The organism is Enterobacter sp. Ag1, assembly GCA_000277545.1.
GTDB lineage: Bacteria > Pseudomonadota > Gammaproteobacteria > Enterobacterales > Enterobacteriaceae > Cedecea.
Window position 1 is genome coordinate 63,016 of record AKXM01000031.1, and the last position, 25,136, is coordinate 88,151.

Consider the following 25,136-nt stretch of genomic DNA (forward strand, 5'->3'; position numbering starts at 1 on the left):
TATGGAGCTTCTCGCCAACGAGTGGACACAGTTCGTCGCGGCGCCGTCGCAGGGGCTCCAGGGCCTGCACGCCCATTTTAATAAGCACCGCTACGAGCGCCACTCCCACGATTACTTTGTGATCGGCACTATGGACGTCGGGGCCTCTAAAGTGGGGCTGGGCCGCGGCTCGATTATCGCGCCTGCCGGCAGTGCGATGATCGTGAATCCGGGGGATGCCCACGACGGCAGCGTTTATTCCGAGCAGGGCTACACCTACAGCATGCTCTACGTCCAGCCCTGGGTTGTGGACGGCATTGCCCACGAGCTGGAACTGGATCCCGGCCACGGACTGTGCTTCACCAGCCCGATCCTGAGCGATCCTGATATCGTCGCCAGGCTGCAAACGCTACACCGCACGCTGTTTCAATCGCAGGATAACTTAGCGCTGGAAGTGCTGCTGATTGACGCGTTGAAGCCGCTGCTAAGCCGCTATTCCACCCGCCGGTTTACGCCGCAGGAAGAACGCCGCGAGCCGCGAATTGCCAAAGTCCGCGACCTGATTCATGCCAGCTTTGCCTCCCCGCTAACCACGGAAGATATGGCGCAGGCATCCGGCCTGAGCCGGGTTCGGCTGAACCAACTATTTCGCGCCGCTTATGGCCTGTCGCTGCACGCCTACCTCAACAGAGTCCGCATGGACTCCGCCAGGCAAATGCTCCGCGCGGGCCAACCTGCTTCGGACGTCGCCACCGCCGTTGGCCTGTTCGATCAAAGCCATTTGATTCGCCGCTTCAAAGGCTGCTTCGGCATCACGCCCGCACAATTTGTTAGCGCACACTTTTCAAATATCCAATACCGCCGCCGCTGACCTTTTCATACTCCTGCGTTTTAAGGTTCTTACTTTCTTCGGAGCAGAGTATGTCTCATTCCACGGATTCACCGTCCGTCAGCCAGGCCAGCGCGCGAGTGTCCGCCTGAGTCATGATTGTGATTGGCGCGGGAAGCGTGCTGTCGTCGCTAGACCTGTTTGTCGTTAACCTCGCTTTCCCGGCTATTCGCGATAGCTTTGCCGGGGCCACTAACCAGGCGCTGTCCTGGGTGATCAGCGCGTATTCCATTGCCTTCGCTGCGTTTCTGGTGCCCGCAGGCCGAATAGCGGATATTTACGGCCGCAAGCGTATCTTCAAGGCAGGTCTGGCGGTGTTTTCGGTGGCGAGCATAGCCTGTGCTTTTGCCCCGGATGTTATCTCGCTGATTTGCGCTCGGGGCCTGAAAGGCATTGGCGCAGCGCTGATGATCCCCACTAGTCTGGGGCTGCTGCTGGCGGCGTACCCAAAAGAGCGCCATAAGCAAATGGTAGGGATCTGGGCCGCTACCGGCTCAGTTGCCGCCGCGCTTGGCCCAATGCTCGGCGGGGCGCTGGTGAATATCGACTGGCGATTGATCTTCCTGATCAACCTGCCGGTGGCAATCCCGACGCTGTGGCTGAGCAAGCACCTGACGGAAACGGAGGTCGTAAAGAGCCGTTTCCCGGATATTCTCGGCTCGCTAATGCTGGTTGCGGGGCTTGCGCTGCTGGTGGCCGGGATCTCCTGGGCCAGCGACTGGGGCTTCGCCAGCGCCAGGCTATGGACGGTGTTGGGCGGGGCGTTCGTCTTCCTGACGCTGTTCGTTCGTCGCTGCCTGACGCAGCCCGCCCCGGCGCTAAACCTGCGGGTATTCCGCGTGCCTGCGTTTACCCTGGCCACGCTGGGCATGGCCTTTTTCTACATGGGATTTGCCATCATGCTGCTGGGCGGTAGCCTGTATCTGACCCAGGTCTGGCACTGGCCGACCATCGAGGCAGGCGCCGCTTTTGGCCTCGGCCCTGGCACCGCCGTTGTCGCGGCGTTGATCGCAGGCAAAACGGGGGTCTCCCCTAAAAAACTCACCATCGCCGCCGGTATTTTGTATGTGATAGCCGGCCTCTGGTGGTACAGCGCCCTTAGCGCCGAACCGGACTATCTGCTGGCCTATCTGCCTGCGCTGGTGCTGACCGGAGCCGGAGCGGGTATCGGCCAGACGGGGTTTATCGCAGGCGGTACGGCGGCGCTCCCGGCGCAGCAATATGCCACCGGCACCGGGATCATTAACACCTCACGGCAAATTGGGGCCGCCATAGGCGTGGCGGTGTTTGTGGCCGTGTCCGGCAGCGCCGTTGCCAGCGAGCAGTACCACACCGCGTGGCTGCTGATGTCACTCTTCGGGCTTATCGCCTCGCTGTCAGCGCTGCTGCTAAGCGCGAAGCGGTAGCGCTTATTTTTCCAGTAAGCCCAGGCGAATAAAACTTTCGGCGGTGGCCACAATCGCTTCTTCCGGGGAACGCGGTGCCCAGCCGAGCAGGTTCACCGCTTTCGCGTTGGTCACGTTCATGTCCACGCCCAGCAGAGTCAGCGATCCTTTCATGCCCGGATTTTTGTGCGCAGCCAGGCGCACCATCCAGTCGGGCAGCGCGAGGGTAGCGACTTTGCTGGCGGCTTCGCCGAGGTGTTTACGCAGGATTTTCGCCACCTCAACCATCAGCAGGCTGTGGCCGGAGCTGGCAAGGAAGCGCTCGCCGTTGGCGGCAGGGTGCGTCATCGCCAGCCAATGCAAATCGGCCACGTCGCGCACATCCACAAAACAAGAGTTGATGTTCGGATTGCCTTTTTGCCCATCCAGCATGTTTTTCACCAGCCGCGTGGAATGGGAAAAATCAGGCCCCAATACCGGCCCCATTACCGCCACCGGGTTCACCGCCGACAGCTCCAGGCCACGCCCTTCTTTCTCCACAAAGTCCCAGGCGGCTTTTTCCGCCAGCGTTTTCGATTTTTGATAGGGCCACACTTTGCCGGACACATCGCTCCAGTCCGTTTCATCAAACGGGCGGCGATGGGTTGCCGGGTGCCCGACGCCAACGGCCCCAAAGGCTGAGGTGAGGACGACGCGCTTAACCCCGGCAAAGCTTGCGGCGCGGAGCACTCGCAGGTTGCCGTCCACCGCAGGTTTGATCCAGTCCTCGTCGGTGGCGTGGTTGCCGGAAGGCGTCGGCGATGCGCCATGCATCACATAACGGCACCCGGCCATCGCTTCAGCCCAGCCTTCATCCGCCATTAAATCAGCGATGAAAAAGGAGAGGCGCTCCCCGGGCTCACAGCCGCCCTCTTTCAGGTTTTGGAGCACTTCTGCTTTGCGGTCAGCGGAACGTACGGTGGTGCGAACTTCATAGCCTTTTGCCAGCAGGGTAATGATGCAGTGCTGGGCAATAAATCCGGTTCCACCGGTAACTAATACAATATCTTTTGTCATGCTTTGGTCCTCTGTGGCCTGGCAAGCAGGCGGCATACGTTCACTTGCTGCGCAGAATAAAGCCGGTCAGCTGGATTTTGAATGCTTGATAGTCCGTTCTACTTGCGCGATAGTACGGAAATGCACACCGATCCTTTTTCTGAAATCCTCAAATTTGCCGACGCCGAGTCGCTGGTCACCGGCGGCTTTACCGCGGGCGGCGACTGGGCGCTTCACTTCCCACCTCCGGACAAAATTAAGTTCTTCGCCATCGTCAAAGGCAGTTGCTGGGTGATGCTCGAAGGCCAAGCGGAACCGATTTATTTTTGCACCGGCGATGTCGGCCTGCTGAATGCCAGGCGGGCGTTTATTGTCGCCAGTTCACCAGAGATCAAACCGGTCGATGCGATGAGCGTTTTTAAGGCCGGGGAGCGGAATTACGCCGCTCTGGGAGAAGGGAAAGAGTTTGAGTATATGGGCGGCCACGTCCTGCTGGATCCGCATCGCGGGCAGATGCTTGCTCAGGTGTTGCCGCAGTGGATTCACATCCCGGCCGCATCCCCGCAGGCGGCGTCTTTCCGCTGGCTGCTCGATCAGCTGATTGCGGAAAGAGAAACGGCCCAGCCCGGCACCCAGCTCGCCTCCGCGCAGCTTTCGCAGTTGCTGTTTATTCAGATCCTTCGTGCCCATTTGCAAACCAGCAGTTCGCTTCCGGCAGGTTTGCTACGCGCATTGGGAGATGCCCGCCTAGCCCCGGCGCTGCAGCTTATCCACGCCAACCCGGCTCGGAGCTGGCGCCTGGAAGATCTCGCCCAAGCCTGTGCGATGTCGCGCACCACATTTGCGGAGTATTTCCGTAACGTATCGGGCATTACGCCTGTGGCTTATCTTACCCAGTGGCGTATGCGGCTGGCGGAGAAAGCACTGCGCGAGCAGGCAGACCAAATTGCCATGGTGGCCCAGTCCCTCGGCTACACCTCCGAAAGCGCTTTTAGCAACGCCTTTAAGCGCGAAACCGGGCTGTCACCCAAAGCCTGGCGTAACGCCGCTCGCAACACGGTAAGTTGAGAATAAAAAAACGCCGCACAGTGGCGGCGTTCAAACCGCCCTAACGTGGACCACTTTTATTTAGCAGTTAAAAACCGTATTTCAGTACAACAAATAAACCATCACCAAACTTAAACAGCCTCAAGAATGTCTATCTGATGTCACGCAGATGAGTCGCAATCCCCCATTTGGCCAGGCTGATACATTCCCCTTCAATATCCACGATGCTATAACTGCAGTTTTGATGTCCATATTGTCTGAGATCGTCGGTAATTAAAGCGCCTTTCAATTGCCAGAGGACAATTTCCAAAGCATGGCCGTGAGTCACAATAATCACCGTGTCGTTCCGGTGGCGTTCATTCAAATCGTTCAGGCAGGAAAACAGGCGGCGACTAACGTTATCCAGGCACTCCCCTTCAGGAGTCACCCGATGTGGCTCGCCCGATAGCAGGGTATTAAACAGCTCGGGATGTGTTTTTTGCGCCTCGATAACATTTAGCCCCTGGAGTGGGCCAAAATCACGTTCCTGTAGACGTTCATCCACGGTTGTCTGGCTGCGCAATTCACTGGCCAGCACATTAGCCGTGCCCTGTGCACGCAGCGCCGGTGACGTATAAATATGGGGGACGGATAAATCGGCCAACTCGGCAGCCAGCGCAAAGCTCTGCCGGAGCCCCCGCGCCGTGAGCTGGCTTTCCAGCCTTCCCTGAATAATCCCCTGTTGATTCCCCTCACTTTCGCCATGCCGTACCAGAATTGCCCGCACGCTCTTTCCTTTGTTGAAAATTTAATTTAGCATTTACTAAATTTAGAGTTATCTAAAGTAAAAATCATGACACCTGAACTTTCCCAGCTTCAGTCCAGTGCGGACGAAGCCGCCAAATTGCTAAAAGCCATGAGTAATCCCCGGCGTTTGCTGATCCTCTGCCTGCTGCTCGACTCCCCAGGCACCGGGGCCGGAGAACTTGCCGCCGCCGCAGGATTGAGCCCCTCAGCGACCTCCCAGCATCTGGCGAAAATGAAGGATGAAGGGCTCATAGCGCACCAGCGTAATGCTCAGCGTGTGCTCTATTTCATCAAAAATAGCGCGGTACGCGAAGTGATCGCGACGCTGAAAACCATTTACTGCCCCTGAGGAACATCATGACTATTTCATCCATCTTGCCAGAAGAAGCGAAAAAGCTCATTGCCGGCGGTGCCGCGCTGATCGACATCCGCGAACCGGATGAACATGCCCGTGAGAACATTCCAGAGGCGCATCTGATGCCGCTTTCCGCCATTGAAAACGGCGCCAGGCTGGGGCCGCTAGATCCTCACGACGTGGTGATTTTCCACTGTCAGTCCGGAATGCGTTCTTCTCAGCATGCCCAAAAGCTGGCGGCGCTTGCCGAACCGGCCCAGGTCATGCTGCTGGCCGGGGGCCTCGAAGCATGGAAAAAAGGCGGGCAGGAGATTCTGGCGGATAAAAGCCAGCCTCTGCCAATCATGCGGCAGGTACAAATTGTGGCGGGGACGTTAATCCTGCTTGGGGTCGTGCTCGGGTACAGCGTTAATAGCGGATTTTTCCTGCTTTCCGGCTTTGTTGGAGCAGGTTTGTTGTTCGCAGGTATCAGCGGATTTTGCGGTATGGCACGTCTACTGGCCTGGCTGCCGTGGAACCGGCGCTAGCGTATCTTACTTTATCCGCCTCGATTTCTGATCTATGGTTATCAGGCGGCAAAACCGCATTAAATTCCCTTAGCATTCAGAGGTTTTTCTATGTTCAAACCAGGTGATGTGGTGCAGCCCAAACAGGGCGGCCCTAAGCTACAGGTGGTTGAGGTTCAGGGAGAAGATTTGATTTGCGTCCCGGCCGCGACCTTAGGTGCGGATCAACTGACGCTGAAAGCAGATTCGGTTTCGCTGTACCAGGAAGAAGGCGATTTCGGCGTTTGCTAAGCAACAAAAAACGGCGTGAGGTTAATCACGCCGTTCTTCTCAATAAAAGTGCCCCTATCCTTGTCGTCGCCATTCATAAACAACCGGGCACGGCGGCAATCCAGGCCAGCAATCAATAGCCCTTCTCATAACCCGCAAAGAAACATCGAACCACAACGTCCGCGTTGACCTCTTTCAGAAAGTCAGCCACAGACTCTTTATCCAGCTGATAGCGGCGAGTTAACACCCCGGCTTCCCAGGCTGCACGCTGGCGATCGCCGGTCTGCTCGGCCATATGGTGAGTAAAGCCCAGCACAAAGCCGCGTTTGTAATCCGCGCAGAAACGCTCCACGTTAACTGCGCTGTCGGCCTGTCGGGCTTTCATTCCGGCCATCAGGCCCTTACCAAAATGGTTATCCATCAGCGACTCCTCATCACTCGCTATATAAATAATTATATAACGATTCTAAGCGCGATGGATATCCCTAAAACCCGGAGTTTTTGGGGGATGTTGTGCATTAAGACGTAATTAAATCATCTCGTTGATAATCAATAAGAAATTAAAAACGGAACCACAAAATCAGGAAATGCCAGCGGCAAAGTGTGTTTCAACGCACTTTATCGACAAAAAACCTATAAATAAAAATTTATAGCTAATTGATGAAAACATTGCAGTGACATACTCTACGCCCAGTGATTTACATGTTTTATAACACCAATAATTAACCATAAAAGTAGCGCAAGCGACTACTTTTAAACCGGAGTCAACATTATGTTTTCCCCTGAGTCACGCTTACGCCATGCCGCCGCAGATATTTTTGCAATGGTAGTGTATTGCTCGGTAGTGAACATGATGATTGAGATCTTCCTCTCAGGCATGACCTTCGAGCAGTCGCTCTCTTCCCGCCTGGTCGCCGTGCCGGTCAACATTATTATCGCCTGGCCCTATGGCTTCTACCGCGATGCCTTTATGCGTACCGCGCGCCGCATGACCCCGGCGAGCTGGGCGAAAAACCTGGCTGACGTGCTGGCTTATGTGACTTTCCAGTCCCCGGTTTACGTGCTGATTTTATGGAGCGTTGGCGCTGACTGGCACCAGATTGTGGCTGCCGTGACCTCTAACCTGTTGGTGTCGATGATGATGGGTGCCGCTTACGGCTACTTCCTGGATTTCTGCCGCCGACTGTTTCGCGTCAGCGGCCAGATGGGCGTGAAAGCGGGCGCCTGAGTCCCGACATGCAAAGGCGACTGGCCTGAAGCCAGTCGTTCACTTATTCAGACTCGCCAAATAACCCTGTCAGATATCTTTCCAGCGCAATACGGGAACTGAAACCATGCGGAATACCGTAGTGCTCGTGCGTTTCGCCGGCAAGATAGAGCGGGAACTGCTGGTAGTGATCGCAGGTTTTCATCTCTGAAGCCGGTTCGGCCAGCGACTGGCTGCGCTCTCTCAGGGTAGGGTGAATAATCAGAGCGGTGCGCCCCATGCGCGCTTCGCGGTTAACATAAACGTAATTCTCACCACGACGGTAGCCGTAGGTTTTTGCCGTTACCACATCCATGGTAAAACCCGATTTCTCAAGCACTCGGGCCACCTCATCCGGTCGTAAATACATAGATTTTCCTCGTCATCATTTACTGCATCGCAACCATACAATAAGCAGCATTGGCAACGCTTTCGGAATTGTCCAGAAAGGCCGGCAAAGGCTTTGAGCCGGCCCATAACTAAAATCCATGGTCTACACTTAGCGTTACATCTTAAAAAGGGAGACAATAATGGCTAGCCGAGCAAACAAAAATAACGTTGACGATCAGGTAGACGAAATCAATAACGATGTCAGTCAGCTGGCAGATACGCTGGAAGATGTATTGAAATCCTTCGGTAGTGATGCGAAAGATGAAGTTGATGCCGCACGTAAAAAAGCCGAAGCGCTTCTGAAAGAGACCCGTGCAAGGATTAACGGTAATCAGGGCCGAGTGACGCAAGCCGCGCGAGATGCTGTTGGCTGCGCAGATTCCTATGTTCGCGATAAACCCTGGCAGAGCGTGGGGATTGGCGCAGCGGTAGGTATTGTCCTTGGGGCATTGCTGGTGTCACGCCGCTAACCCCAGGCGTTTAACAGTCGATAAATGAGACTAAATGCGCGTTGTAACCCCGGCCCCATTCGCCGGGGTTTTTACTTTATGGCCAACCGCAGTTGAAGCGCATAGCGCTGGGCCATTTCATACGAACTGATATTGGTAAAACTCAGCAGCAAACCACCGGGCCCATGATGTTCAATTCGCCAGTGGCTGAGTGCCTGGACGGCAAGTCCTGCGGCTCTGGCTTTGCCCTCGATAATCAACTCGTCACCTTCGACTTGCATCACCATCTGAATGCCGCCTTCCTGAGGCACAACCGTAAACCCTTGCTCACGTAGCGCCTCCTCGAGCCATAACCGGCGTTCGGCGTAGCACTGACGCATTTTTTTTAAGTGCCGCCAGAAATGCCCTTCCCGCAAGAAGTCGGCGATAGCCTGCTGAATAAGTATTGGAGCGGTACAGGGTTGCCTGCGAGCCTGACGCTGAAAATCTTCTACCGCGTGGGAAGGCACCACCAGCCATGCAACACGCAGGGCCGGAAACATCGACTTACTGAAAGTCCCCGCGTAAATAACCCTCTGCGGGCTGTCCAGACTTTTTAGCGGCGGCAAGGGCTTGCCGTGGTAGCGAAACTCGCTGTCGTAATCATCTTCAATGATCCAGCTTTGTTCCCGACTGGCCCATTCCAGCAGCGCGTGTCGCCGTGAAAGAGAGAGCGCCACGCCTGACGGGCTTTGGTGCGCAGGCGTCAAAAGTGCAAAACGGGCATTGGGAAAATGGTTCACGCCGTAATCAACCTGCATGCCCTCATCGTCCACGGGGATCGCCCGGATCGCCATCCCCGCTTTTACAAAATCAGGCCGAACAAAGCGGTAGCCCGGATCTTCCAGCCAGATGCCATCCCCGGGCCGTGCAAGCGTGGCGAGGATCAGGGCAATACCAGCCTGGAAGCCGGGGGTAATAAAGATTTGCTCCGGCTGGCAGTCAATGCTGCGGGAGAAGCGCAGGTAATCCACAATCGCCTGCTTCAATGAGGCTTCCCCGCTGGGTTCCGGCAGCATCAGGTCAAAACGAGTTTGCTGCCGCAAACGCCGCCCCACAAGCCTCGCCCAAATAGCCCGAGGGAAGAGATCCAGCGCGGGCAGCCCCATCTGAAAAGGCCTGTGCGCGCCCTGCGGGTGAGCGGCCGAAATGTTTTGACCACCGGGATCGTGCTTCACCGATGGACTCACAAAAGTGCCCGCCTGCCCACGTCGCTCCAGCCAGCCCTGAGCCACCAGGTCGCCATAAGCGTTCTCAACCGTGGCTCTGGCAACCCCCAGTTCTAGCGCCAGCGTCCGGCTGGACGGCAGGCGACTCCCTGCCGCCAGTTCACCGCTGTTTATCGCCTGCTTTAGCTGACGGGCAATTTGCTGGTAGCGCGGCTGAGCGGGATGAGAGGTCACGGTAAGCGGCGCAAATTTTTGTTTCATGGTCTGGTTTTTTAGTTAATTTATGGCTCTCTTTGATAGTCCATCATAGTGGTAAATTGCCCTCACACCAACCTGAGGAGCCACACCATGATCGAATTACGTCAGCCTTACTATGAACTCTCCCCCAACGTGATCAAACCGATGCGGCAGGCGCTGCAGGGGCTGGAAAATGGCCCCTTGAGCAACGAGCTGATCGAGCTGGTTTTCCTGCGTGTGTCGCAGATTAACGGCTGCGCCTATTGCCTGGAGATGCATGCCAAAGCGCTGCGTAAATCCGGCGTTGACCAGGTGAAGCTGGATTCACTGGCGGGCTGGAAAGTCAGCCACCAGTTTACGGAGAAAGAACGTGCGGCGCTGGCATGGGCAGAAGCGCTCACCCTGATTGCCGACAGCAATGCCGAAGATGATGTGTACCAGCCGCTGCTGCAGTTTTTCAGCGCCGAGGAGATTGTAGATTTGACCCTGGCGGCCAGCATGATGAATGCGTTTAACCGCGTTGCGATTGGGATGCGGCAGTAAGAGATTTTTTTGTCTTTGAGACACAAACACGTTCTATGTAGCCTGGAGAATATTACGTTCACTTCCAGGCCTGTTTGATATGCAGCCACTGTACCGGTGAACGTCTTAGGGGAGTCACCGTCACTCCCCTAAGAACCCGGACTCCCGGCGAAATAAATCGACCGCTGAAGCGGCAGACCTCCGTTTTATCTCCCAGTCCTGGGTCGCCTGAGATGCGTTCCCGACGTCCGGACCCTGGCCAGTCGGAGAGAAAACAGAGGCGATTTAAGCCGGAGCCGAGCCTCGCTTTTAACCTGCAGCCACACGGGACGTTAACGTTGCTGCAAGTCTTACAGCCACGCCCTTGTTCCCGGCTCTCAGCGCCCCCGGTTATGACCCAACTCAGACGGGGTTGAGCTGTCGGGAACGAATCGCGAACGACCCCGAATATTTGGGTGATAACCGGTGGGTTTACCGCTTCAGCGGCGATGAGATCGCCGGGCGCCGGGGGTTGTCAGGGGGCATGGCGTAATGCCACCTGACACGTTCACGTGCTTTGAACGTGCAGAGGAAACAGGATTACAAGTGAACGGAATCTCAACCGTTCTTTCATAGATAAAGCTCTTTCTACTGAAAAAGATCCCCCTTCCCCTACACTTTTCAACCCCCTACAAAAAATCACAGAAACACTATATCTTGCGTGGTTGCAAATTTTAAAATCAACATCTAGTATTCCTTTCAGTACGAACACACCACCCGCTGTCCACTTTATGCGGCGTTCCATTATTCTAAAGGGAAATACGAATCATGCGCATTACTATTTACACTAAAGATGACTGTGTTCAGTGTCATGCTACAAAACGGGCGATGGAGAGCCGGGGTTTTGCCTTCGACATGATCAACCTCGATCAGTATCCGGAAGCGGCTGACGACCTGCGGGCCAAAGGCTTTCGTCAACTGCCGGTGGTGGTGACCGAAGCCGAAAGCTGGAGTGGTTTTCGCCCGGATATGATCAATCGCCTGTGCGTTGCTGCCAGCGCATGAGCACCCTCGTCTACTTCTCCAGCGAGTCGGAAAACACCCTGCGTTTTATCGAACGCCTGGGACTGCCCGCCTTACGCATTCCCCTGGAGGTAAAAGCGCGCCTGGAAGTGACGGAACCCTACATTTTAATCGTGCCCAGCTATGGCGGCGGCGGCATTGCCGGGGCGGTACCGCCGCAGGTGATCCGCTTCCTGAACAACCCGAACAATCGCGCGCTGATCCGCGGCGTGATCGCCAGCGGTAACCGCAGTTTTGGCGAAGGGTTTTGCCGGGCCGGGGACGTCATTTCACAAAAATGCCAGGTGCCTTACCTCTACCGTTTTGAGCTACTGGGCACCCCGCAAGACATCGACAACGTGCGTAAGGGAGTAAGCGAATTTTGGCAACGACAGAAGCAGTCCGTTTAGCAACGGAAAGCGTGGACTACCACGCCCTGAACGCCATGCTCAACCTCTATGACAAAGAGGGAAACATCCAGTTTGATAAAGATAAACAGGCCGTGGAAAGCTTCTTTGCACAGCACGTCTTACCGAACACCGTTAGCTTCCCTAGCCGGCAGGCGAAGCTGGACTATCTGGTGGCCGAGCACTATTACGACGATGCCGTGCTAACCCGCTATTCGCGCCCGTTTATCCTTGAACTGTTCGACAGAGCGCACGGCAGCGGCTTTCAGTTCCAGACCTTTTTAGGCGCGTGGAAGTACTACACCAGCTACACCCTGAAAACCTGGGACGGAAAGCACTATCTGGAACATTTCCCGGACCGTGTTTGCATGGTGGCCCTGACCCTGGCGCAGGGAGATGAGCCGCTTGCCACACGCCTGATGGAAGAGATGCTCAGCGGCCGTTTCCAGCCTGCCACGCCAACGTTCCTCAACTGCGGTAAGAAGCAGCGGGGCGAGCTGGTTTCCTGCTTCCTGCTGCGGATTGAAGACAATATGGAGTCGATTGGCCGCGCGGTTAACTCGGCGCTCCAGCTGTCCAAACGTGGCGGCGGCGTTGCCTTCCTGCTTTCCAACCTGCGTGAATCCGGGGCGCCCATCAAACGCATTGAAAACCAGTCATCGGGCGTGATCCCGGTAATGAAGATGCTGGAAGACGCGTTTTCCTACGCCAACCAGCTTGGCGCACGCCAAGGCGCGGGCGCGGTTTATCTCAACGCGCACCACCCGGATATCCTGCGCTTTCTCGATACCAAGCGGGAAAATGCCGATGAGAAGATTCGCATTAAAACGCTGTCGCTCGGGGTGACTATTCCGGATATCACCTTCCAGCTAGCCAAAACCAATCAGCAGATGGCGCTGTTTTCGCCTTACGACGTGGAAAGAATCTACGGCAAGCCGTTTGGCGACATCAGCGTCAACGATCTTTATCAGCAAATGGTGGAGGACGATCGGATTCGTAAGAGCTGGATCAACGCTCGCGACTTCTTCCAGACGCTGGCGGAGATCCAGTTTGAGTCCGGCTATCCGTACATCATGTTTGAGGACACGGTTAACCGGGCCAACCCGATTGCCGGGCGTATTAACATGAGTAACCTCTGCTCGGAAATTTTGCAGGTAAACAGCGCCTCGACCTACGATGAAAACCTGGATTACGCGCAAACGGGCAAAGACATATCCTGCAACCTTGGTTCGCTGAACATCGCCCATGCCATGGACTCTGAGAATTTTGGCCGCACCGTGGAGACCGCCATTCGCGGCCTGACGGCGGTGTCTGATATGAGCCATATTCGCTCGGTGCCGTCGGTTGAAGCCGGGAATGCCGCCTCCCACGCTATTGGCCTCGGGCAAATGAACCTGCACGGCTACCTTGCGCGCGAGGGCATTGCCTACGGCTCAGCCGAAGGGCTGGATTTCACCAATATCTACTTCTACACCATCACCTGGCACGCGCTTCGCGCTTCCAACGCTTTAGCCCGGGAGCGACAGCAGCGTTTTGCCGGTTTCGAACAGTCGCGCTATGCCAGCGGCGAATATTTCCGACAGTATCTCGAACAAACGTGGGAGCCAAAAACGGAGAAAGTCCGGGCGCTGTTTGCCAAAGCAGGGATTGCGATTCCAGGGCGCGAACAGTGGCAGCAGCTATGCGACGACGTACGCGAGCACGGCCTGTATAACCAGAATTTGCAGGCTATCCCGCCGACGGGATCAATCTCTTACATCAATCACGCGACTTCGAGCATCCACCCGATTGTCTCCCGGATCGAGATCCGTAAAGAGGGTAAAACCGGGCGTGTGTACTACCCCGCCCCGTTTATGACCAACGACAATCTTGAGTTTTACCAGGACGCCTACGATATCGGCCCGGAAAAGATCATCGACACCTACGCCGAGGCCACCCGACACGTTGACCAGGGGCTTTCGCTGACGCTGTTCTTCCGCGATACCGCCACCACCCGCGACATCAATAAAGCGCAGATTTATGCCTGGAAGAAAGGTATTAAAACGCTCTACTACATTCGTCTGCGGCAGCTGGCGCTGGAAGGCACCGAGGTGCAGGGCTGCGTGTCCTGCGCGCTATAACGCAAAGTACCAGGCTAAAGGACAAGGAAAGAAAATGACGCAACTGACGCGCGTAAGCGCCATCAACTGGAACAAAATCGAGGACGATAAAGACCTCGAGGTCTGGAACCGCCTGACCAGTAACTTCTGGCTGCCGGAGAAAGTGCCGCTCTCTAATGATATTCCGGCCTGGCAATCGCTCAGCGAGCAGGAGCAGCAGCTCGTTATCCGCGTGTTTACCGGACTGACGCTGCTGGACACTATTCAGAATACCGTGGGTGCCCCCGCGCTGATGGCCGATTCGCTGACGCCACACGAAGAGGCGGTGATGTCGAATATCAGCTTTATGGAAGCGGTGCATGCCCGTTCCTACAGCTCGATATTTTCCACGCTCTGCCAGACCAAAGATGTGGACGCCGCCTACGACTGGAGCGAGCAGAATGAAGCCCTGCAGCGTAAAGCCTCGATTATTCTGGGCCATTACCGGGACAACGACCCGCTGAAGAAGAAAATTGCCAGCGTGTTTCTCGAGTCCTTCCTGTTTTACTCCGGCTTCTGGCTGCCGATGTATTACTCCAGCCGCGGCAAGCTGACCAACACCGCCGATCTCATTCGGCTGATCATCCGCGACGAGGCGGTGCACGGCTATTACATCGGCTACAAGTACCAGAAAGCGCTGGCGCAGCAGAGCCGCGAGCGCCAGACCGAGCTGCAAAACTTTGCCCTCGATCTGCTGATGGATCTCTACGATAACGAGCTGGCGTACAGCGAAACGCTTTACCGTGAACTGGGCTGGGAAGACGAAGTGAAGGCGTTTCTGAGCTACAACGCCAATAAAGCGCTAATGAACCTGGGCTACCAGGCGCTGTTCCCGGCGGAGATGGCGGAAGTTAACCCGGCCATTCTCGCGGCGTTGTCCCCCAATGCCGATGAGAACCACGATTTTTTCTCCGGCTCAGGCTCCTCCTACGTAATGGGCAAGGCGGTGGAAACCGAGGACGAGGACTGGGATTTCTAGTAATCTGGCCGTTGAGCATTTTGCGAGGTGGCCTATGTCGTTATTTCGTTGTTCTGTTTTGGCGCTGCTTTGCGGCAGCGCACCGTTAGCCTTTGGCGCCCCGCTGTTGCTGGACACGGCACAGCTGGCGCACAGTAAGCAAGAGATTAGCCAGCAAAACCCGGCCCTGATGCCCGCCTGGCAAGCCCTTAAGCATAAAGCCGACCAGGCGCTAATTCATCCGCTCTACAGCATCACCCAAAAAAGCCCCGGCGCACCGGCAGGCGATCCTCACGACTATTACAGCTTTTCTGACTACTGGTGGCCCGATCCTAAAAGCCCCGACGGCCTGCCGTGGGTGCGAAAAGATGGCCAGATCAATCCCGTCGCCGTCGGCAAGCAAAGCGATAAAGCCCGCCTGAACAGCATGACCGATGACGTATGTAATCTGGCGCTGGCCTGGCAGCTATCCGGTAAAGATACCTACGCGGATAAAGCCCGCCAGCAGCTGGTGAATTGGTTTATCACGCCGGAAACCCGGATGACGCCGAATCTCGCTCACGCCCAAACCATTCCCGGGAGAAAAGGCGTGCGCGGCACTGGTATTCTCGACGGACGCGGCTTTGTGCGGCTTATCGATGCCATTGAGCTGCTGCACGACGGCGGAAAGCTGGATGATAAAACCTGGCGCTCGCTCAGGCAGTGGTACCGGGATTATTACCAGTGGCTGACCACCAGCGAAAACGGCCAAAAAGAGGCTGCGGCTGAAAATAATCATGGCACCTGGTACGACGTTCAGGCCGCCGCGATTGCCCTGTGGCTGGGGGATAAGGTCGCGGCCAAACAGCGTTTGATTTCTGCCACCCAGCGCATTCCGGTGCAGTTTGACGCCAAAGGCGTGCCGGTGACGGAAATTGAGCGCACGCGTTCCTGGCACTACAGCAACTTTATTCTCGATGCCTGGAACCCGTTAGGGCTGTTGGGTGAAAAAGTTGGGGTCAACGTCTGGCAGGCCAAAAGCGGTGAACACAGCCTGCAAAATGGCTACCTGTACATCGCCCAGTTTGTCGATAGCCAAACCCCGTGGCCGTACCCCAATATCGAGCCGTTCAAGCCCGATGAGGCGCTGGAAAATATGGTGACCGCCGCACATGCCTGGCGGGAAAATAATACATTTAAAGACAAAGCCCAATGGCTGCTTAACCGGAATAAAACTGCAGTCATTAATTTAATTGCTCAACCGTAATACGCCTGTCATTTCAGCCTGAATCACCCAAATTCAGGTTGAATATTCACCTCATTGACAAAAAATATTCCACCGCACTTATTCGCTCTCAGGCCAGTGCTCATGGGAAATTTCTCCCACATTCATCGCGCGGATATTTTGACATCACAGAATCGAGGGTTGCCTCAGATTCTTAGTATGTTAGGGTATATACCGGTCATTATTTCCATCAGGAATCATCTATAAATAAATTAAATACAGGAAGCCGTTTATTGCATGGCAATTAAATTAGAAGTGAAGAATTTATATAAAGTATTTGGCGAACATCCACAGCGCGCGTTCAAATACATTGAGAAGGGCATTTCCAAGAGTGAATTACTGGAAAAAACGGGTCTGTCGCTTGGCGTAAAAGACGCCAGTCTGGCCATTGAAGAAGGCGAGATTTTTGTCATCATGGGGTTGTCCGGCTCAGGAAAATCCACCATGGTTCGCCTTCTCAATCGCCTGATTGAACCCACCCGTGGACAGGTACTGATTGACGGCATTGATATTGCCAAAATATCAGACTCAGAACTCCGCGAGGTGCGCAAAAAAAAGATCGCAATGGTCTTCCAGTCCTTTGCTTTAATGCCGCATATGACGGTGTTAAATAATGCCGCTTTCGGTATGGAGCTTGCGGGAATTCCGGTCAAAGAACGGCATGAAAAAGCGTTGGATGCGCTACGTCAGGTCGGACTTGAGAATTATGCCCATGCTTACCCCGATGAATTGTCCGGCGGGATGCGCCAGCGCGTAGGTCTAGCCCGTGCGCTGGCCATAAATCCAGACATATTACTTATGGATGAAGCCTTCTCCGCGCTTGACCCCTTAATTCGGACCGAAATGCAGGACGAATTAATTAAGCTGCAGGCAAAACATCAGCGCACCATCGTGTTTATTTCCCACGATCTCGACGAAGCCATGCGTATTGGCGATCGCATTGCCATTATGCAGGGCGGCGAAGTGGTGCAGGTCGGTACGCCGGATGAAATCTTAAATAATCCGGCCAACGATTACGTGCGCACCTTCTTCCGCGGCGTGGACATCAGCCAGGTCTTTAGCGCCAAAGATATTGCCCGCCGCAGCCCGGCTGGGTTACTGCGTAAAACCAGCGGCTTTGGCCCTCGTTCGGCGCTGAAACTGCTGCAGGATGACGACCGAGAATATGGCTATGTCATTGAGCGCGGACAAAAATTCCTTGGCATCGTCTCCACCGATTCGCTAAAAGCGGCACTGGCGGCAGGCGAAGGTCTGGACCATGCGTTCCTGGCTTCCCCAGAGGCGGTTTCCGCCGAAACCTCGCTGAGCGATCTGCTCTCTCATGTCGGCCAGGCTCCGTGCGCGGTGCCGGTGGTCAGCGAAGAGGGGCAGTACGTGGGCATCATCTCAAAAGGGGTGCTGCTGCAGGCATTAGATCGTGAGGGGGCAAGTCAATGAGTGACGCAACTAATCCATGGGATACCGGCAGCGCGGCAACAGACGCCGCAACCAGTCAGGCAACAGGTTCTGCAGACGCATGGGGCGCTCCGGCGTCGGATGCGGCCACCAGCGGAGGCGCTGACTGGCTGAATTCGGCCCCGGCAGCCGCGCCTGAACATTTCAATATTCTGGATCCGTTCCACAAAACGCTGATCCCTCTCGACAACTGGGTGACGGAGGGGATCGACTGGGTGGTGACCCATTTCCGCCCGGTGTTCCAGGGCATTCGCGTGCCGGTGGATTATATTCTCAGCGGCTTCCAGCAGCTGCTTTTGGGGATGCCCGCGCCGGTCGCGATTATCGTCTTTGCGCTGATTGCCTGGCAAATGTCCAGCCTCGGCATGGGCGTCGCCACGCTGATCTCGCTGGTCGCCATTGGCGCGATTGGGGCCTGGTCGCAGGCGATGGTCACTCTCGCGCTGGTGCTGACGGCCCTGCTGTTTTGTATGGTGCTCGGCCTGCCTCTCGGGATTTGGCTGGCGCGCAGCGAACGTGCAGCGAAAATCGTTCGCCCCTTGCTGGATGCCATGCAGACCACCCCGGCGTTTGTTTACCTGGTGCCTATCGTGATGCTGTTCGGCATCGGCAACGTGCCTGGCGTGGTGGTGACGATTATCTTTGCCCTGCCGCCTATCGTGCGCCTGACTATCCTGGGCATTAAGCAGGTGCCGGAAGATTTGGTCGAAGCGGCGCGTTCATTCGGTGCCAGCCCGCGCCAGATGTTGTTCAAAGTGCAGCTTCCGCTGGCGATGCCAACCATTATGGCCGGCGTTAACCAGACGCTGATGCTGGCGCTGTCGATGGTGGTTATTGCGTCGATGATTGCCGTGGGCGGGCTCGGCCAGATGGTTCTGCGCGGCATTGGCCGTCTTGATATGGGTCTGGCTACGGTCGGTGGCGTGGGGATCGTGATCCTGGCCATTATTCTCGACCGCCTGACTCAGTCCATTGGGCGCGATTCCCGCTCCCGTGGCAACCGCCGCTGGTATACCACCGGCCCGCTGGGTCTTGTGACCCGTCCCTTCATGAAATAAGCCTGGCGGCGGCTTCGGCCGCCCCTCGCCCCATCACCATTAAAAAGGAATAACGATGCGACACAACGCTATTTTAGCCACAGCTCTTGCGACACTCGTTACCACCAGCGCTTTTGCCGCAGACCTGCCGGGCAAAGGCATTACCGTTCAGCCGGTACAGAGCACCATCGCCGAAGAAACCTTCCAGACGCTGCTGGTCAGCCGCGCGCTGGAGAAAATGGGCTACACCGTGAACAAGCCAAGCGAGGTGGACTATAACGTAGGCTACACCTCTATCGCTTCCGGCGACGCCACCTTCACCGCCGTTAACTGGCAGCCGCTGCATGATGATATGTACGCCGCTGCGGGCGGGAGCAAGAAATTCTACCGGGAAGGCACCTTCGTGACCGGCGCGGCTCAGGGCTACCTTATTGATAAGAAAACCGCTGACCAGTACCACATCACCAATATCGAGCAGCTTAAAGATCCGAAAATCGCCAAACTGTTCGACAGCAACGGCGACGGCAAAGCTGACATGATGGGCTGTACGCCAGGCTGGGGCTGCGAGGCGGTGATTAATCACCAGAATGAAGCCTATAAGCTGGCGAATACCGTGACCGTGAACCACGGCAACTACTCGGCGATGATGGCCGACACTATCGCGCGCTTCAAAGAAGGTAAGCCGGTGCTGTATTACACCTGGACACCGTACTGGGTGAGCGATGTGCTGAAGCCGGGCAAAGACGTGGTGTGGCTGCAGGTGCCGTTCTCTTCCCTGCCGGGCGAGCAGAAAGATATTGATACTAAACTGCCTAACGGGGCGAACTACGGCTTCCCGGTGAACACCATGCACATTGTCGCCAACAAGGCCTGGGCCGAGAAAAACCCACAGGCGGCGAAGCTGTTTGCCGTCATGAAATTGCCGCTGGCGGATATCAATGCCCAGAATGCGATGATGCATAACGGTAAGTCTTCTGAGGCCGACATTAACGGCCACGTCGACGGCTGGATTAAGGCGCACCAGGCGCAGTTTGACGGCTGGGTGAAAGAGGCACTGGCGGCGAAATAAACCGCCCCTCACCCTGACCCTCTCCCCTGTACACCCCAAAGGGGAGAGGGGATAAACAGACAAACACCTTTTCTCTTCTCCTTCTTTTCTCCCTCTCCTTTCCTGGTAAAGACCATCGCTCTTCCCAAAAGGGAGAGGGAATAAACAGACAAACACCTTTTCCCTTCTCCTTCTTTTCTCCCTCACCCTTCCAGGGAGAGGGCCGGGGTGAGGGTCAATAACCGCACGATCCGACACCCACCTTCGCTTCTGCTGTCATCATTTTTCGCTATTATTCAGACCTCTCTTTGGCAAGTTGAAGATAATAATGAAAAACAATACTCACGGACTCAGCCCGGCGCTGATCGTCCTGATGTCCGTCGCGACCGGCCTCGCGGTTGCCAGCAACTATTACGCGCAGCCGCTGCTCGACACCATCGCAAACGCCTTTTCGCTCTCGGTGAATCAGGCCGGATTTATCGTTACCACTGCACAGCTCGGCTATGCCGCAGGGCTGTTGCTGCTGGTGCCGCTTGGGGATATGTTCGAGCGCCGGGGGCTGATCGTCTTTATGACGCTGCTGGCAGCCGGTGGGATGCTGATCACCGCCACCAGCCAGTCCCTGTGGATGATGATTCTGGGCACCGCGCTGACCGGGCTCTTCTCCGTGGTCGCGCAGATTCTTGTGCCGTTTGCCGCGACGCTCGCGGCACCGGAAAAGCGCGGGAAGGTTGTCGGGACTATCATGAGCGGGCTGCTGCTCGGGATTCTGCTGGCGCGAACCGTCGCGGGTTTATTGGCAAGCCTTGGCGGCTGGCGCACCGTTTATTGGGTTGCCAGCGTGCTGATGGCGCTGATGGCGCTGGCCCTGTGGCGCGGGCTGCCGCAGGTGAAGCAGGACAGCCACCTCAACTACCCGCAACTGCTGACCTCAATCTTCAGCCTGTTTATTAAAAACAGCCTGCTGCGCACCCGCGCCTTGCTGGGCTGCCTGACCTTCGCCAACTTCAGCATTCTCTGGACGTCGATGGCGTTCCTGCTGGCCTCGCCGCCGTTTAACTATTCCGAAGGGGTTATCGGCCTGTTCGGCCTTGCGGGAGCCGCTGGCGCGCTCGGCGCTCGCCCCGCAGGCGGGCTGGTTGATAAGGGCAAAGGGCACCACACCACCACCATTGGTCTGCTGCTGCTGTTACTTTCCTGGGCCGCAATCGCTTTTGGTCAGTTCTCTGCCCTCGCCCTGATTGTGGGTATCCTGGTGCTGGATCTCACCGTTCAGGGCGTCCACATCACCAACCAGAGCCTGATATACCGCATGATGCCGGAAGCCCGTAACCGACTGACCGCCGGGTACATGACCAGCTACTTCATCGGCGGCGCGGCGGGTTCTTTGATTTCAGCGAGCGCTTACCAACATGCCGGCTGGAACGGGGTGTGCATTGCCGGCGCCAGCGTCGCCCTACTAAATTTGGTAGTGTGGTGGCGCGGATACCAGCGGCAGGCCGATTAGCGCAATATTGTCGCTTCCCGTAAGGGAAATTGAAGATGTAATGGCGGGGACAGTCTGTTAAGGTTGTCCCCGTTTACTAATTCGAGTGACATTAACGCAGGTTATTTATTAACACCCTATATGGATAGACCCGCAACTGTTTCAGCCGACAACCGCCACGGGGCGGAATTGTTCTTCAGTCTGAAAGCAGCCTTTCCATTGCCATTTCTCCTGTCCTCAAGGCACAAAGCCTCCGGCTTCGCTGCCGTTAAACGCCGTTATACCACTCGAAACCCATTTTCTCTCCCCACGCTGCTTAGCACTCTGGGCTACGGCTTAGCGTGGTTTACGCCGATGGTGGCAACAACCAAACGTATATAAACGTATACAAACGTATAAATAATACATTTACTTTATTTGTCACCATCGTTACTATATCGGCTGCAACTAATGAGGTTATGCCAAAATGGATAGTTCGTTCACGCCCATAGAACAAATGCTGAAGTTCCGCGCCAAACGTTATCAGGAGTTCCCGTACCAGGAAGTTCTGTTGACGCGTCTTTGTATGCACATGCAGGGTAAACTGCTGGAAAACCGCAATAAGATGCTGAAGGCGCAGGGGATCAACGAGACCTTATTCATGGCACTCATTACCCTTGAGTCCCAGGAAAATCACAGCATCCAGCCTTCTGAGCTGAGCTGCGCGCTGGGTTCATCCCGCACCAACGCCACGCGTATTGCCGATGAGCTGGAAAAACGCGGCTGGATTGAGCGCCGTGAAAGCGACAATGACCGCCGCTGCCTGCATCTGCATTTGACCGAAAAAGGTCACGAATTCCTGAGACAGGTCCTGCCACCGCAGCATAACTGCCTGCATCAACTGTGGTCCGCTCTGGATGCTGACGAAAAAACACAGCTGGAAACAATCACCCGTAAGCTGCTCAACCGCCTCGACCAGATGGAAGAGGACAAAGTGATCCTTGAAGCTCTGAGCTAAGCTTTTACCGTCTGTACGTCTGACCACAATCCGATTTCAAAACAACGCTCAGGCCAGCAATCTCCTTGCTGGCCTGTCAGGTCTAACAGGTCGGCTCAGCTGACCGGAAATAATAATAACCAGGTGGAGATTAGCATGAGCGCAAATGCGGAGACTCAAGCCCCGCAGCAACCGGCTAACAAGAAGGGGAAACGTAAAAGCGCCCTGATCTTGTTGACCTTGCTCTTTGTCATTATTGCTGTGGCATATGGAATCTATTGGTTTTTGGTGCTGCGTCACTTTGAAGAGACCGATGATGCTTATGTGGCAGGCAACCAGGTGCAGATCATGGCCCAGGTCTCCGGTAGCGTCACCAAAGTCTGGGCGGACAATACCGATTTTGTGAAACAGGGTGATGTGCTGGTCAGCCTCGACCGCGCCGACGCCGAACAGGCGTTTGAAAAGGCCAAAACCCAACTGGCCTCCAGCGTGCGGCAGACTCGCCAGCTGATGATCAACAGCAAGCAATATCAGGCCAATATCGAACTGCAGAAAACGGCTCTGGCGCAGGCGCAAAGCGACCTGAACCGCCGTATTCCGCTGGGCAGCGCCAACCTGATTGGCCGCGAAGAACTGCAGCACGCCCGTGATGCCGTCACCAGCGCTCAGGCTCAGTTGGATGTGGCCGTGCAGCAATACAATGCTAACCAGGCCATGATTCTCGGCACCAAACTGGAAGAGCAGCCCGCGGTTCAACAGGCGGCGACCGAAGTGCGTAACAGCTGGATGGCGCTGCAGCGTACCACCATCGTCAGCCCAATGACCGGCTATGTTTCCCGCCGTGCCGTGCAGGTTGGCGCCCAAATTAGCCCGTCCACGGCGCTGATGGCCATCGTACCGGCCAGCGGTATGTGGGTTGACGCTAACTTTAAAGAAACCCAGCTGGCGCATATGCGCATTGGCCAGTCGGCCACCATCGTCAGCGATATCTACGGCGACGACGTGAAGTACACCGGGAAAGTTGTCGGCCTGGATATGGGCACCGGCAGCGCCTTCTCGCTGCTGCCAGCACAGAACGCCACCGGGAACTGGATCAAAGTGGTTCAGCGTCTGCCGGTACGTATTGAACTGGACGCCAAACAGGTTGAACAGCATCCGCTGCGTATCGGCCTGTCCACGCTGGTGAATGTGGATACCAGCAACCGCGACGGGAGCGTACTGTCCTCTCAGACCCGCACCACGCCGGTTTACGAAAGTAACGCGCGTGAGCTGAATCTGACGCCGGCTAACCAGCTTATTGACCAGATTATTCAGGCCAATGCGGGTTAATAAAGCGGAGGGTGTATGGCACAACAAAAACCGCTAGAAGGCGCCCAGCTGGTCATTATGACCATCGCCCTGTCGCTGGCGACCTTTATGCAGGTGCTGGACTCCACCATCGCTAACGTGGCTATCCCGACGATTGCCGGTAACCTGGGCTCATCCCTGAGCCAGGGGACGTGGGTTATCACCTCGTTTGGGGTGGCAAACGCCATCTCAATCCCGATCACCGGCTGGCTGGCAAAACGCTTCGGGGAAGTGAGGCTGTTCCTGTGGTCGACCGTGCTGTTTGCTATCGCCTCCTGGGCGTGCGGCATGTCCAACAGCCTGACGATGCTGATCTTCTTCCGCGTTATCCAGGGGATCGTTGCCGGGCCGCTGATTCCGCTGTCCCAGAGCCTGTTGCTGAGCAACTACCCGCCCGCCAAGCGCAGCATTGCGCTGGCGCTGTGGTCGATGACGGTGATCGTGGCGCCGATTTGCGGCCCGATTCTGGGCGGCTACATCAGCGACAACTATCACTGGGGCTGGATCTTCTTCATCAACGTGCCGATTGGTATCGTCGTGGTGCTGATGGGCCTGCAGGCCCTGCGAGGCCGCGAAACCCGCACAGAGCAGCGCCGCATTGATGGCGTAGGGCTGGCCTTGCTGGTGCTGGGGATCGGTAGCCTGCAGATCATGCTCGACCGGGGTAAAGAGCTGGACTGGTTTAACTCGACGGAAATCATCGTGTTGACGGTGATTGCGGTGGTCACCATCAGCTTCCTGATTGTCTGGGAGCTGACCGACGATAATCCGATAGTCGACCTCTCGCTGTTTAAGTCGCGAAACTTTACCATCGGCTGCCTGTGTATCAGTCTCGCCTACATGCTCTACTTCGGCGCGATTGTGTTGCTGCCGCAGCTGTTGCAGGAAGTGTATGGCTATACCGCAACCTGGGCCGGGCTTGCGTCCGCGCCGGTGGGGGTCATCCCGGTGCTGCTGTCGCCGATTATCGGCCGCTTCGCGCACAAGCTCGATATGCGCCGTCTGGTGACCTTCAGCTTCATTATGTATGCGGTGTGCTTCTACTGGCGCGCGTATACCTTTGAGCCGGGGATGGACTTCGCCGCGTCGGCCTGGCCGCAGTTTATTCAGGGCTTTGCGGTGGCGTGCTTCTTCATGCCGCTGACCACGATTACCCTGTCTGGCCTGCCGCCGGAGCGCCTTGCCGCGGCGTCGAGCCTGTCGAACTTTACCCGTACGCTGGCGGGTTCGATTGGGACGTCGATAACCACCACGCTGTGGACGAACCGCGAGTCGCTGCACCATGCGCAGCTCACGGAGTCTGTGACGCCGTATAACCCGAACTCGGTTGAAACCTACAACCAGCTTCAGGGCTTGGGCATGTCGCACCAACAGGCTTCCGGCTACATCGCCCAGCAGATCACCAACCAGGGGCTGATCATCTCCGCCAACGAGATTTTCTGGTTCTCGGCAGGGGTATTTATTCTGCTGCTTGGGCTGGTTTGGTTTGCCAAACCGCCTTTCGGGGCCGGCGGTGGCGGCGGTGGCGCACACTGACATTCCTCCCTAAAGGAGCCTTCGGGCTCCTTTTTCTTTGCCTCAACCTGGCGGTTTCGCCACACAGGTTGTCAGCTTTGCGCCAGCCCCTGCCCAGATTATTCGCCAGGATAAACAGACCACATGACCTGGAGAATCC

The 25,136-nt window shown here is 56.1% G+C and carries 26 protein-coding genes; 21 read left to right on the forward strand and 5 right to left on the reverse strand.

The annotated features are described in order from the left end of the window. Window position 1 precedes the first annotated feature (1 nt). A complete protein-coding gene (locus A936_RS12265) occupies window positions 2–850 on the forward strand; it encodes an AraC family transcriptional regulator (protein ID WP_008458211.1) in 849 nt (282 codons plus the stop codon). A gap of 113 nt (window positions 851–963) precedes the next feature. After that, window positions 964–2,274, forward strand: coding sequence for an MFS transporter (locus A936_RS12270; protein ID WP_008458212.1), 1,311 nt, complete (start codon window positions 964–966; stop codon window positions 2,272–2,274). A gap of 3 nt (window positions 2,275–2,277) precedes the next feature. Here the strand turns inward: A936_RS12270 and A936_RS12275 are convergent, their stop codons facing one another. Next, window positions 2,278–3,309 (reverse strand): SDR family oxidoreductase, encoded by a 1,032-nt coding sequence (locus tag A936_RS12275; protein WP_008458213.1) that lies wholly within the window; start codon window positions 3,307–3,309, stop codon window positions 2,278–2,280. Window positions 3,310–3,390: 81 nt separating this feature from the next. Between A936_RS12275 and A936_RS12280 the strand changes: the two genes are divergently transcribed. Continuing rightward, window positions 3,391–4,356 (forward strand): AraC family transcriptional regulator, encoded by a 966-nt coding sequence (locus A936_RS12280; RefSeq protein ID WP_008458214.1) that lies wholly within the window; start codon window positions 3,391–3,393, stop codon window positions 4,354–4,356. Between the two features lie 130 nt (window positions 4,357–4,486). Here the strand turns inward: A936_RS12280 and A936_RS12285 are convergent, their stop codons facing one another. Then, window positions 4,487–5,101 carry a histidine phosphatase family protein gene (locus tag A936_RS12285; protein WP_008458215.1) on the reverse strand — a complete coding sequence of 205 codons (615 nt, stop codon included), beginning with the start codon at window positions 5,099–5,101 and terminating at the stop codon, window positions 4,487–4,489. Between the two features lie 66 nt (window positions 5,102–5,167). On the opposite strand from A936_RS12285, the gene A936_RS12290 reads away from it, so the two are divergent. From A936_RS12290 to A936_RS12300, 3 genes are all read left to right on the forward strand, one after another. Beyond that, complete coding sequence (locus A936_RS12290) at window positions 5,168–5,470, forward strand: metalloregulator ArsR/SmtB family transcription factor (RefSeq protein ID WP_008458216.1); 303 nt, start codon at window positions 5,168–5,170, stop codon at window positions 5,468–5,470. An 8-nt stretch (window positions 5,471–5,478) separates the two neighbouring features. Further along, window positions 5,479–6,003 (forward strand): rhodanese family protein, encoded by a 525-nt coding sequence (locus A936_RS12295; protein ID WP_008458218.1) that lies wholly within the window; start codon window positions 5,479–5,481, stop codon window positions 6,001–6,003. Window positions 6,004–6,093: 90 nt separating this feature from the next. Further along, window positions 6,094–6,273, forward strand: coding sequence for a GDFGVC terminal motif YodC-like protein (locus A936_RS12300; RefSeq protein WP_008458219.1), 180 nt, complete (start codon window positions 6,094–6,096; stop codon window positions 6,271–6,273). 112 nt (window positions 6,274–6,385) lie between these two features. On the opposite strand, the gene A936_RS12305 is transcribed toward A936_RS12300, so the two are convergent. After that, window positions 6,386–6,673 carry a DUF2623 family protein gene (locus A936_RS12305; RefSeq protein ID WP_008458220.1) on the reverse strand — a complete coding sequence of 96 codons (288 nt, stop codon included), beginning with the start codon at window positions 6,671–6,673 and terminating at the stop codon, window positions 6,386–6,388. A 351-nt stretch (window positions 6,674–7,024) separates the two neighbouring features. Here A936_RS12305 and A936_RS12310 point away from each other — a divergent pair, with 351 nt between their 5' ends. Next, on the forward strand, window positions 7,025–7,480 hold the full coding sequence (locus A936_RS12310) for an L-alanine exporter AlaE (protein ID WP_008458221.1): 456 nt from the start codon (window positions 7,025–7,027) through the stop codon (window positions 7,478–7,480). Between the two features lie 43 nt (window positions 7,481–7,523). Here the strand turns inward: A936_RS12310 and A936_RS12315 are convergent, their stop codons facing one another. After that, a complete protein-coding gene (locus tag A936_RS12315; RefSeq protein ID WP_008458222.1) occupies window positions 7,524–7,868 on the reverse strand; it encodes a DUF2002 family protein in 345 nt (114 codons plus the stop codon). A 160-nt stretch (window positions 7,869–8,028) separates the two neighbouring features. On the opposite strand from A936_RS12315, the gene A936_RS12320 reads away from it, so the two are divergent. After that, window positions 8,029–8,358: a DUF883 family protein gene (locus tag A936_RS12320; protein WP_008458223.1), complete on the forward strand. Its 330-nt coding sequence runs from the start codon at window positions 8,029–8,031 to the stop codon at window positions 8,356–8,358. 71 nt (window positions 8,359–8,429) lie between these two features. Here the strand turns inward: A936_RS12320 and pdxR are convergent, their stop codons facing one another. Then, the gene (pdxR, locus tag A936_RS12325) at window positions 8,430–9,806 is read right to left on the reverse strand and encodes a MocR-like pyridoxine biosynthesis transcription factor PdxR (RefSeq protein WP_008458224.1); all 1,377 of its coding nucleotides are present in this window, start codon (window positions 9,804–9,806) and stop codon (window positions 8,430–8,432) included. 87 nt (window positions 9,807–9,893) lie between these two features. Between pdxR and A936_RS12330 the strand changes: the two genes are divergently transcribed. From A936_RS12330 to emrB, 13 genes are all read left to right on the forward strand, one after another. Then, a complete protein-coding gene (locus A936_RS12330; protein WP_008458225.1) occupies window positions 9,894–10,325 on the forward strand; it encodes a carboxymuconolactone decarboxylase family protein in 432 nt (143 codons plus the stop codon). Between the two features lie 786 nt (window positions 10,326–11,111). Beyond that, a complete protein-coding gene (gene nrdH, locus A936_RS12335) occupies window positions 11,112–11,348 on the forward strand; it encodes a glutaredoxin-like protein NrdH (protein ID WP_008458226.1) in 237 nt (78 codons plus the stop codon). Further along, on the forward strand, window positions 11,345–11,755 hold the full coding sequence (gene nrdI / locus A936_RS12340) for a class Ib ribonucleoside-diphosphate reductase assembly flavoprotein NrdI (protein WP_008458227.1): 411 nt from the start codon (window positions 11,345–11,347) through the stop codon (window positions 11,753–11,755). Before nrdH ends, nrdI begins: the two co-directional genes overlap by 4 nt. Then, on the forward strand, window positions 11,728–13,872 hold the full coding sequence (gene nrdE / locus A936_RS12345; RefSeq protein WP_008458228.1) for a class 1b ribonucleoside-diphosphate reductase subunit alpha: 2,145 nt from the start codon (window positions 11,728–11,730) through the stop codon (window positions 13,870–13,872). Before nrdI ends, nrdE begins: the two co-directional genes overlap by 28 nt. A 34-nt stretch (window positions 13,873–13,906) precedes the next feature. After that, entirely contained in the window at window positions 13,907–14,869 is a 963-nt protein-coding gene (gene nrdF / locus A936_RS12350) for a class 1b ribonucleoside-diphosphate reductase subunit beta (RefSeq protein WP_008458229.1), read from the forward strand. 34 nt (window positions 14,870–14,903) lie between these two features. After that, entirely contained in the window at window positions 14,904–16,094 is a 1,191-nt protein-coding gene (locus A936_RS12355) for an alginate lyase family protein (RefSeq protein WP_008458230.1), read from the forward strand. A gap of 255 nt (window positions 16,095–16,349) precedes the next feature. Further along, window positions 16,350–17,549: a glycine betaine/L-proline ABC transporter ATP-binding protein ProV gene (proV, locus tag A936_RS12360; RefSeq protein WP_008458231.1), complete on the forward strand. Its 1,200-nt coding sequence runs from the start codon at window positions 16,350–16,352 to the stop codon at window positions 17,547–17,549. Next, window positions 17,546–18,625, forward strand: a complete 1,080-nt coding sequence (proW, locus tag A936_RS12365; protein WP_008458233.1) for a glycine betaine/L-proline ABC transporter permease ProW — start codon at window positions 17,546–17,548, stop codon at window positions 18,623–18,625. Before proV ends, proW begins: the two co-directional genes overlap by 4 nt. 55 nt (window positions 18,626–18,680) lie before the next feature. After that, the gene (gene proX, locus A936_RS12370) at window positions 18,681–19,673 is read left to right on the forward strand and encodes a glycine betaine/L-proline ABC transporter substrate-binding protein ProX (protein WP_008458237.1); all 993 of its coding nucleotides are present in this window, start codon (window positions 18,681–18,683) and stop codon (window positions 19,671–19,673) included. A 307-nt stretch (window positions 19,674–19,980) separates the two neighbouring features. Further along, the gene (locus A936_RS12375) at window positions 19,981–21,159 is read left to right on the forward strand and encodes an MFS transporter (protein ID WP_008458239.1); all 1,179 of its coding nucleotides are present in this window, start codon (window positions 19,981–19,983) and stop codon (window positions 21,157–21,159) included. A gap of 445 nt (window positions 21,160–21,604) precedes the next feature. Continuing rightward, window positions 21,605–22,135 carry a transcriptional repressor MprA gene (gene mprA / locus A936_RS12380; RefSeq protein WP_008458241.1) on the forward strand — a complete coding sequence of 177 codons (531 nt, stop codon included), beginning with the start codon at window positions 21,605–21,607 and terminating at the stop codon, window positions 22,133–22,135. A 135-nt stretch (window positions 22,136–22,270) separates the two neighbouring features. Further along, window positions 22,271–23,443, forward strand: a complete 1,173-nt coding sequence (gene emrA, locus A936_RS12385) for a multidrug efflux MFS transporter periplasmic adaptor subunit EmrA (protein ID WP_008458242.1) — start codon at window positions 22,271–22,273, stop codon at window positions 23,441–23,443. Window positions 23,444–23,458: 15 nt separating this feature from the next. After that, on the forward strand, window positions 23,459–24,997 hold the full coding sequence (gene emrB / locus A936_RS12390) for a multidrug efflux MFS transporter permease subunit EmrB (protein WP_008458243.1): 1,539 nt from the start codon (window positions 23,459–23,461) through the stop codon (window positions 24,995–24,997). Window positions 24,998–25,136: the final 139 nt, after the last annotated feature.

Coding starts and splice junctions, on each gene's coding strand:
- A936_RS12265 (WP_008458211.1), top strand. CDS start 2: ATGGAGCTTCTCGCCAACGAGTGGACACAGTTCGTCGCGGCGCCGTCG.
- A936_RS12270 (WP_008458212.1), top strand. CDS start 964: ATGATTGTGATTGGCGCGGGAAGCGTGCTGTCGTCGCTAGACCTGTTT.
- A936_RS12275 (WP_008458213.1), bottom strand. CDS start 3,309: ATGACAAAAGATATTGTATTAGTTACCGGTGGAACCGGATTTATTGCC.
- A936_RS12280 (WP_008458214.1), top strand. CDS start 3,391: ATGCTTGATAGTCCGTTCTACTTGCGCGATAGTACGGAAATGCACACC.
- A936_RS12290 (WP_008458216.1), top strand. CDS start 5,168: ATGACACCTGAACTTTCCCAGCTTCAGTCCAGTGCGGACGAAGCCGCC.
- A936_RS12295 (WP_008458218.1), top strand. CDS start 5,479: ATGACTATTTCATCCATCTTGCCAGAAGAAGCGAAAAAGCTCATTGCC.
- A936_RS12300 (WP_008458219.1), top strand. CDS start 6,094: ATGTTCAAACCAGGTGATGTGGTGCAGCCCAAACAGGGCGGCCCTAAG.
- A936_RS12305 (WP_008458220.1), bottom strand. CDS start 6,673: ATGGATAACCATTTTGGTAAGGGCCTGATGGCCGGAATGAAAGCCCGA.
- A936_RS12310 (WP_008458221.1), top strand. CDS start 7,025: ATGTTTTCCCCTGAGTCACGCTTACGCCATGCCGCCGCAGATATTTTT.
- A936_RS12315 (WP_008458222.1), bottom strand. CDS start 7,868: ATGTATTTACGACCGGATGAGGTGGCCCGAGTGCTTGAGAAATCGGGT.
- A936_RS12320 (WP_008458223.1), top strand. CDS start 8,029: ATGGCTAGCCGAGCAAACAAAAATAACGTTGACGATCAGGTAGACGAA.
- pdxR (WP_008458224.1), bottom strand. CDS start 9,806: ATGAAACAAAAATTTGCGCCGCTTACCGTGACCTCTCATCCCGCTCAG.
- A936_RS12330 (WP_008458225.1), top strand. CDS start 9,894: ATGATCGAATTACGTCAGCCTTACTATGAACTCTCCCCCAACGTGATC.
- nrdH (WP_008458226.1), top strand. CDS start 11,112: ATGCGCATTACTATTTACACTAAAGATGACTGTGTTCAGTGTCATGCT.
- nrdI (WP_008458227.1), top strand. CDS start 11,345: ATGAGCACCCTCGTCTACTTCTCCAGCGAGTCGGAAAACACCCTGCGT.
- nrdF (WP_008458229.1), top strand. CDS start 13,907: ATGACGCAACTGACGCGCGTAAGCGCCATCAACTGGAACAAAATCGAG.
- A936_RS12355 (WP_008458230.1), top strand. CDS start 14,904: ATGTCGTTATTTCGTTGTTCTGTTTTGGCGCTGCTTTGCGGCAGCGCA.
- proV (WP_008458231.1), top strand. CDS start 16,350: ATGGCAATTAAATTAGAAGTGAAGAATTTATATAAAGTATTTGGCGAA.
- proW (WP_008458233.1), top strand. CDS start 17,546: ATGAGTGACGCAACTAATCCATGGGATACCGGCAGCGCGGCAACAGAC.
- proX (WP_008458237.1), top strand. CDS start 18,681: ATGCGACACAACGCTATTTTAGCCACAGCTCTTGCGACACTCGTTACC.
- A936_RS12375 (WP_008458239.1), top strand. CDS start 19,981: ATGAAAAACAATACTCACGGACTCAGCCCGGCGCTGATCGTCCTGATG.
- mprA (WP_008458241.1), top strand. CDS start 21,605: ATGGATAGTTCGTTCACGCCCATAGAACAAATGCTGAAGTTCCGCGCC.
- emrA (WP_008458242.1), top strand. CDS start 22,271: ATGAGCGCAAATGCGGAGACTCAAGCCCCGCAGCAACCGGCTAACAAG.
- emrB (WP_008458243.1), top strand. CDS start 23,459: ATGGCACAACAAAAACCGCTAGAAGGCGCCCAGCTGGTCATTATGACC.